A 7030-nucleotide genomic window follows, 5' to 3' on the forward strand; every position below is an offset into this window, starting at 1 on the left:
TTGCCCCGGTACCCGCCAAGGCGGGTGCGCCTGCCCTGCTGCATGCCACGGTCTGGCGAAGTCCCGGGTGCTTCTGGTGCGAGCCGTCCCGCCTGACCTCTGGCGACACACACCATCACGTGTCCAGTCTGCAGAAGATCAAGGAGGCAGCCGACGCTCAACCACCAATAGAAGGCCGGGAGTACATGGGCAGTGAGTGCCGAGTATATGAAAATCGCGGCAAAAAGGGCAGATGTAAAAAAATTGAGCACCAGCAGTGGCCAGCCGGAATCCGTTTTAGCTCTAATAAATTTCTGCCAAGTCGTTCGTGGCACTTGAGTGGGATGCGGGCTGAAGCGGCGTTTAAACCCGCCCACAAAAGATCGCTGCGTCATGGGGGTATGGAACAGTTGAAGACAACGTCTGCGCAAGCACCTGCTACGGAAGATACCGGCGCGGCCAGTTGAGTCTCAACGCCCGAGTTAAGCCAGCGATGCATCGTGGGCCGATTGAAGCCCCGAGTCGTCGGCTGGGCGTGGGTTTTCCCTCGGCCTACATCCTTATCAGGTCGGTCGCAGGTCATCATCGCCAAGGGTCGGGCCTTGCTCTTCCTCGGCCGGCACACCGCTGACGTTCGCCGTTGTCCGGTGCGGTTCGGGCTTGTTGGTGTCAGCTAGTGATGTCAAGAGTCGGGTTGCCCGTAGCGTGGTTCCGCCGAGGAACTGAAGCACGCCGCCGAGCACGATGAGAATCATGGCTACGCCCGCGAGGTCCGAGCCCACCGCATAGGACCATCCGACCAGTCTTGGCAGTCCCTCCAGGACACATGCGGAACCCATCAGGATGAGGCCCCAGCCGGCCTTCCGGGGATCGCTGCGATGCGCTCCCAGTCGACCGTTCAAGGTCAACGTCCCCAGGAACGTCGTCAAGCATCCGCAGGCCAGCACGATCAACGCAGTCATGACACACCCCTCCGCGGGGAGAGTACCTCGCCGGTACCGGAGTCCCTGTGGGGCCCGTGAACGGTCTTGAAAACCGTCGTGGCAGCGATGTCACCGTGGGTTCAAATCCCACACCCGCCGCAGGTGAACGGCCTCTGACCAGGTGAATCGGTCGGGGGCCGTGCTCTTGTCTGCTGTCCGCCAGCGACCGTGACTCCCCGCTGCTTCCCGGCCGAACGGGCACGGGAGGGGCACGTTGTCGATTGTCTCTAGACGGCGACCATCTGCCTGGAGATAAGATCCGCTGCCGACCTGCGGGAAGTCCGAACTGGTGGCCTGCAGGGGGTGTTACACATGGTTTTGAGTCGCTCACGCGTCGTCCCGTCGGTGCTCCTGGCCGCGCTCGCGCTGTCTGCGACCGGGTGCGGCCTGATGCCGTCGGGCCCGGCGAACCCTCCCCTGTTCGGCGCTCGCATGGACGGGGAGACGATCATCATCAAGATCCCCCTTTGCCTCACGGACGACATGCCGCGCGTGGAGATCACCGACTTCGACGACGTGAAGCACGAGAACCCGGTCGTGCTGTGGTGGGCCTCCGAGCCGACGACAGCCGCGACCAGGGCCGGCATCGTGAGACTCTGGTCGGGCGAAGGATTCAAGCACCACAAGGCGGCCCTCGCGAAGTCCGCCGTCCCTCGCAACCTGGATGTGGGGTACGCGGACCCCACCGGCGACGGACGCGACGACGTCCTCGACCTGCGCTCGATCACCAAGGCGGATCTGAAGGCCGGACAGTACTGGACGAGCAGCGGCCCGAAGACCGCAACGCAGATCGACGCACAACTCCACTGCAAGAAAAGCAAGTGAGAGATAGAAGTCTCGCGCCGTGAGCTTGATCATGCGGCCGGTTGAGCCTCAGCCCTCTCGATGCGAACTACGGGCACGGTGGTCGCTGAGGTCTGCTGGGCACGTCGAACGGCCGCTTGGGGCTGCCAGTGGTCGGGGGTGGTTGCGGTGGTTGCTGTACTTCCCTGCTGTACAGGGCTTGCGCTGGCCGCCACTTTAGGAGTTCGTGCATAGCTGCAGGCGCGCTGCCACGTTGCTACGACAGGAGCCCATAGCGGGCCCTCGGCAACCGCCAAGGTCTACGTACGTTCGGCTCCGTTGCCGTCAGGGCGCCGTGTCATCGAAGCCCGTCGTCGCGAACTGCTCGCCAGAGGCACTGGAACCACGGAGTCCCCGACCGCAATGATTCGACCCCGACCGGGCACTCGTCGCGTCCCCGTCTGTCCCGCGCTCTTCCGCACCAGCCGCCCTGGAGGAAATGATCACCGACATGAGCGGACCACACCGTGACGACCAACTTCCCCGACTGTATGAGGAGCACATGCGGGCACCGTTCCCTGCAGGCTTCCGCGGTGTGGATATTGAAGGCGTGGAGCTGATCCTGCTCGATTCGGATGTCGCTGGCCTCATTCAAGGGGAGCTCAAGGGCGGACTCGATGGCGAGGGCGTCTCGATCCTCTGGGCTTGTATCACGGGCCTCGACAAGATCCTGCCCCTGATCGGCGACGAGTACTGCAGGTCCTACTATGCGAGGCTGCGGATGATGGCTGGCCTCACAGCAGCGAGATACATGCCCAGCGCGATCTGACGAGCGGTTTCTGGCTTGCTCAGCGTGACCGGCGAGCGGTCTTGAAAACCGTCGTGGCGCGAGTCACCGTGGGTTCAAATCCCACACCCACCGCAGGTGGACGACCCCTGACCAGGCAACTCGGTCAGGGGTCGTTTTCGTGAGCGTTGTCCGCCAGTGACCGCGACTCCCCACTGCTTCCCGACCGAACGGGCACGGGAGGGGCACGTCGACCGGCGACCTCCAGACACTGAGACCAGTTGTAGATCAGCAAGGGCCGGTTAGGACCCTGACCGCGAAGGGACGGTGCGAATCATCGCTCTGTTCGGCCTCGTAGCCGAGGGCGTTGAGCATGCAGACGATCGCTTCGGCTGTCCGTTCGTGTACGTCAGCCGAAGCCTGGATCACTGCGTCGCTGGTCCGGCCCTGCTGTATGGCCTCGCGTACGGAGTGCCGCACGGCAGGGTGGAGCTCCCAGGTGAGCCAGAGGCCACCTACCTCGTCGTCGAACTGGTCTAGGTCGACTTCTAGCCCGCCGGGTGCCGTTTGCCGGTCTGGTTCCTCCCCGGCGTCACGAACTGCGAGTCCAGATCGGGCCAGATCTGCCTTCACTGCTGCGGCAAGCTGGCGAAGGCGATTGATCTTGTCGGCGCCGAGCGGCCTTGGTCCGAACTCGTTCTCTCCATCCACGGCGTGCACGGTACAGCGCGGTCGGTGGAGCGGCTTTGGGCGGGAGCTGCCATGGGGCGAGTGATCATGGCCCCTTAAGCTTCCGGCGAGTCGGGCAGTCTGTGGACCTGCCCGTTGAAGCATGACGTTGGGGCCATGATCTTCGAGGCTCGCCCCATGGTGGCTGCCTAAAGCCGTGGAGCCGACCGCCCCAGCCACGACGGATTCTGACCTCATGCCGCTGGCCCACCCTCTCCTGGGCGCGCGTCGGCGCAGCCCGCGCGGAGCGGGCCGAAGGCAGGAGCGTCGCGCGGAGCGGAGCCGGGAGCGCGCCCGGCGGAGCGGAGCGCAGCCGGGGCTTGAACCCGTAGAGAAAGTTGTTACTCAGACATCAGCTGGGATCCGACACTTCGGCTGGGATGCTGTCCTGTCTCGGTTGATGCTTGACGTGTGGCTTCACCTGACGCTTGGCACCGTTTACCTCGGCTTGGCTGCGTCCGTCTCATTCGAAGCTGCCTGGGGCCAGTTGGCGATGCGAGTCCGGGCCGCCTCGGCAATCACGGCCCAGGGGTCGTCCGTCAGGCGGAGCACCGCACTGCGCGCGGAGTGCTGATGGGTGGCGACAGTGTTACGGACGGCATCGTGGGGATCGGTGGCCAGTTTCTCCAGCAGTTCGGCCGGGCGGTTGCGACGGCTCGCCACCCTGCTGCGAACACGCCAGTCGTCGTCCTGATCAGCTCGGCAAGGACCTCCGGGGGGCAACTGCGGTTGTGGGCGGCCCAGAATCGTATGTCCGGGTGCTCACGCACCAACTCATCCCAGACCGGCATCGGCATAGCCGCCCACGCCGAGCGGTCTCTCTCCGCTTGATCCTCGCTCAAGCGCAGACGAATGAACTCCTCGACGGAGGTGATCTCAGGAAACCGGTCCGGCATGGCAGGACCGTAACGCACCAGGTCTAGGACAAATGTCAAGCCTCACCCGACGCCGAACCGTCAAGCATCAACTGAGACTCGGCACTTCGGCTGGGATGCGCCACAATGGGGCGGCGTACTGCTCCGGTCGGCTGCTGAGCAGTAGTGCTCTGAGGTCCTGGCGCTGTTTGCCGTTGAGGCCGAGGGCTTCGGTGATCCTGCGGAACGTCGTGTGCGTGATGCCGTGGTCGCGGGCCTGGGCTTCGAACTGGTCGAGTTGGTGGAGCGTGGCTTCCGGGTCGAGCTTCTGTTCCGGCTGGCTGTCGAGCCAATTGGCCTTGTTGCGCTCGTAGTCGATCTCTGAGTATCCGCAGACTTCGCGGCTGTGCTGCTCCGCCTCGGCAAGGGTCTCCGTTGCGAGGATGGCGCGTGCCAGCTCGTTGCGGTTGAGAGCGTCGTCCAGATCCGCCTGGTGGACGGTGGGGCCTTGGTCTGTGAGGGGGACCGGCAGGCCGGCGTCCCTGACTTCGCAGAGACCCCGGACCCCACGGGCCGTGGCCGCCAGCATCGCTGTCGCCTCGGACGGGTGCCACTCCAGGACCGAGCTGATCGGTTCGACGTGCTCGGCCGTGAGCGTCAGGGCTGTCGTGCCCATACGGTCGGCCAGAAGCTCGGCCGGGAGTTCTCCGTCCAGGCCCGGTCCGGCGATCAAGAGCCGCACAGGCGCGTTGACTTGGCAGCATGCGGCCAGGGTGAGGGCGTCGCCGAGTGGGCTGCGGAGGGTGGGTTCGTCGCCCTTGGCGAGGATGTCGCCGCCCACGTCCAGGAGGTCGATGGACTCGGGGGCCAGATGCTCGATGAGTTCTTCGAGTTGGCGGGTGATTCCCTCGGCGCCGTGCATGGGGTCGATCAGGGCGAAGGTGTGGGGGAGCTCGGCTGCCAGGCGAGGGAGCGTTGAGCCTGCCGGGGCGATGGGCTTCGCGCCGGCCGGGACGGCCCAGACGCTTCGCGTGAGGGGGAGAAGGCCCGTGAAGTTCGCCGGCCCTCGTGGTCCTGGCACTGGATCGATCAGGAGGCGGTCCCACGCGTATGTGAGGATCACCGCCGGACTGTGGCCCCCTCCGTAGAGGGCTGCGTCGAGCATTGCGGCGGCGACTGCGTCGCCCCCTCCTCCTGCTGCCACGATCAAGCGGGTCACCCTCGCAGCGTACGGGTTCCCCTGCTGGCCACTCACCCTATAGTGGCTACTGGTGGTCATAGCCACTTAGGGAGGGGCTCCGATGCCGCAGATCGAAGAGACCCAGCCCAAGTACCTCCAGATCGCACACCACATTCGCGATCAGATTCTGCGAGGCGACTTGAGGCCTGGCGACGAGGTTCCGTCGGAACGCCAACTGGCCGCCGACTGGAGCGTTTCACGTCCAACGGCGGCGCGGTCGCTGGAGGCCCTGAGTCACCAAGGTTTGGTGGAGAAGCGTCAGGGGTCGGGCACCTACGTGCGGGGCCTCGCGGTGAATCGGCGTGCTCGGGAGCTCTACGGTCGCGCCAAGCAGACCGGCAAGATCTACACGCCGGGCGAGTACGCGGTCATCACGTCCGCCGGCTGGCTGGAAGCCCCCGACTACGTGGCCGAGGCGCTGAGTCTGGCGGCTGGAACCCGAGCTGTTCATCGTCGACGCGTCACCAAGAACGAGTCGGGCCCCATCACCATCTCCACCTCGTGGTTCGGCGCCGATGTCGGCGAGCGGGCGCCCAAGCTCTGTGATCCTGACCGGATTCAGGAAGGGACCCTCATGTACGTCGAGAGCGTCACGGGGCGGCAGGGGAGCTATGCCGAAGACCGGATGTGTGCCCGGCTGGCGACCGAGGATGAGGCTGCTGACCTTGAACTTGAGCCCGGAGCAGCCGTCCTGATTGTCCATCACGTGGTCTATGACCTGCAGGATCGGCCTCTGGAGTTCGCCGAGGCCACGTACCCACCTGGGCGTTGGGCGTTCGAGCAGGGCTACCCGATCAGCTAGAAATCGGCCTTCTCTCTGAGAATCGCTTGTGGCTCCGAGTGGCTAATGCCACTATCCAGTAAGTGGCTAAGGCCACTTGACCGGAAGGGGCACGGACGTGAGCCAGGAGTGCGAGGAGTTACGGCACGTCTCGCGGGAAGCGGTCTGCCGTGGATGCCGGGGGCGAGGGTGGAAGCGCGTCGGCTCCCGCTCCGCCCTGGCGCTCTCCGCCACTGATGCTCGCGTCCGTGCTACATCCAAGCGGCGCTGTCTCGACTGCGACGGCACCGGTAGGGAGTAGTGGCGCTCATGGCGGATGCGCGTGAAGAGTCCGAAGCTGCGGTTGCTGGACCAACGCCGATCGGGGGTATGACCCTCTATCCCGTGCCCGTGCCCGTGCCCGTGCCCGAGTCTGTGGCTCGGGCCAGGCGATGGTTCCGGAAGTTCACCGCCCCGTACAACCTGGCCTGCCCGATCGATGACTGCGTACTGATGCTCTCCGAGCTGGTGACGAACGCGATCCTTTACGGGGAGGCCGAAGAGCCCTGGCGGGTCCGGGTCGAGTGGTCGCGCCTGGGGGAGTCCCTGCGGGTCGACGTCCACAACCCGGGCTTCCCGGCGGATGTCCGGCTCCGAAATCCCAGAGCCAACGATGCGCACGGCCGCGGGCTCTGCCTGGTGAACGCGCTGGCGGACTCCTGGGCGGCAAGGCCCCAGCCGCTTCGGCGGGACCGTCGTGTGGTTCCAGATCGACCAAGCCTGGAAGCCGTGAAGTCGATACCGGTCTATGGCGCCTTGAGGTTCCCCCGCTGCGCGGGAGTGGCTGACTAGCAGGTCAGGGCGGGTTGACATGTTTTCAGGTTCACTGGTTCGGCCGCTGCCTGGTCGGCGTAG

General features: G+C 65.3%; 7 protein-coding genes, 2 tRNA genes and 1 pseudogene. 6 read left to right on the forward strand and 4 right to left on the reverse strand.

What is annotated here, in order from left to right; all coding sequences use genetic code 11:
• Nucleotides 1–542: 542 nt before the first annotated feature.
• Nucleotides 543–941 (reverse strand): hypothetical protein, encoded by a 399-nt coding sequence (locus ACZ4N5_RS20805; RefSeq protein WP_467758532.1) that lies wholly within the window; start codon nt 939–941, stop codon nt 543–545.
• Nucleotides 942–954: 13 nt separating this feature from the next.
• Between ACZ4N5_RS20805 and ACZ4N5_RS20810 the strand changes: the two genes are divergently transcribed.
• The 4 genes from ACZ4N5_RS20810 to ACZ4N5_RS20825 all read left to right on the forward strand — a co-directional run bounded on the left by ACZ4N5_RS20810 (nt 955) and on the right by ACZ4N5_RS20825 (nt 2669).
• Nucleotides 955–1063: transfer RNA gene (locus tag ACZ4N5_RS20810), tRNA-OTHER, on the forward strand.
• Between the two features lie 211 nt (nt 1064–1274).
• Nucleotides 1275–1787: a hypothetical protein gene (locus ACZ4N5_RS20815; RefSeq protein WP_467758533.1), complete on the forward strand. Its 513-nt coding sequence runs from the start codon at nt 1275–1277 to the stop codon at nt 1785–1787.
• 457 nt (nt 1788–2244) lie between these two features.
• Complete coding sequence (locus ACZ4N5_RS20820; RefSeq protein ID WP_467758534.1) at nt 2245–2574, forward strand: hypothetical protein; 330 nt, start codon at nt 2245–2247, stop codon at nt 2572–2574.
• A 3-nt stretch (nt 2575–2577) separates the two neighbouring features.
• Nucleotides 2578–2669, forward strand: a tRNA-OTHER gene (locus tag ACZ4N5_RS20825).
• 151 nt (nt 2670–2820) lie between these two features.
• Here ACZ4N5_RS20825 and ACZ4N5_RS20830 read toward each other — a convergent pair.
• The 3 genes from ACZ4N5_RS20830 to ACZ4N5_RS20840 all read right to left on the reverse strand — a co-directional run bounded on the left by ACZ4N5_RS20830 (nt 2821) and on the right by ACZ4N5_RS20840 (nt 5280).
• On the reverse strand, nt 2821–3243 hold the full coding sequence (locus ACZ4N5_RS20830) for a hypothetical protein (RefSeq protein WP_467758535.1): 423 nt from the start codon (nt 3241–3243) through the stop codon (nt 2821–2823).
• Between the two features lie 456 nt (nt 3244–3699).
• Nucleotides 3700–3984 carry a hypothetical protein gene (locus ACZ4N5_RS20835; protein WP_467758536.1) on the reverse strand — a complete coding sequence of 95 codons (285 nt, stop codon included), beginning with the start codon at nt 3982–3984 and terminating at the stop codon, nt 3700–3702.
• A 240-nt stretch (nt 3985–4224) separates the two neighbouring features.
• Nucleotides 4225–5280, reverse strand: coding sequence for a DUF1152 domain-containing protein (locus ACZ4N5_RS20840; RefSeq protein WP_467758548.1), 1056 nt, complete (start codon nt 5278–5280; stop codon nt 4225–4227).
• 136 nt (nt 5281–5416) lie between these two features.
• Between ACZ4N5_RS20840 and ACZ4N5_RS20845 the strand changes: the two genes are divergently transcribed.
• Both ACZ4N5_RS20845 and ACZ4N5_RS20850 read left to right on the forward strand, forming a co-directional pair.
• A complete protein-coding gene (locus tag ACZ4N5_RS20845; protein ID WP_453283489.1) occupies nt 5417–6157 on the forward strand; it encodes a GntR family transcriptional regulator in 741 nt (246 codons plus the stop codon).
• A 288-nt stretch (nt 6158–6445) separates the two neighbouring features.
• Nucleotides 6446–6908, forward strand: a pseudogene (locus ACZ4N5_RS20850) (ATP-binding protein).
• Nucleotides 6909–7030 lie beyond the last annotated feature (122 nt).

The organism is Streptomyces sp. NPDC026500 (assembly GCF_055567635.1).

Coding starts and splice junctions, on each gene's coding strand:
- ACZ4N5_RS20805 (WP_467758532.1), bottom strand. CDS start 941: ATGACTGCGTTGATCGTGCTGGCCTGCGGATGCTTGACGACGTTCCTG.
- ACZ4N5_RS20820 (WP_467758534.1), top strand. CDS start 2,245: ATGATCACCGACATGAGCGGACCACACCGTGACGACCAACTTCCCCGA.
- ACZ4N5_RS20840 (WP_467758548.1), bottom strand. CDS start 5,280: ATGCTCGACGCAGCCCTCTACGGAGGGGGCCACAGTCCGGCGGTGATC.
- ACZ4N5_RS20815 (WP_467758533.1), top strand. CDS start 1,275: ATGGTTTTGAGTCGCTCACGCGTCGTCCCGTCGGTGCTCCTGGCCGCG.
- ACZ4N5_RS20845 (WP_453283489.1), top strand. CDS start 5,417: ATGCCGCAGATCGAAGAGACCCAGCCCAAGTACCTCCAGATCGCACAC.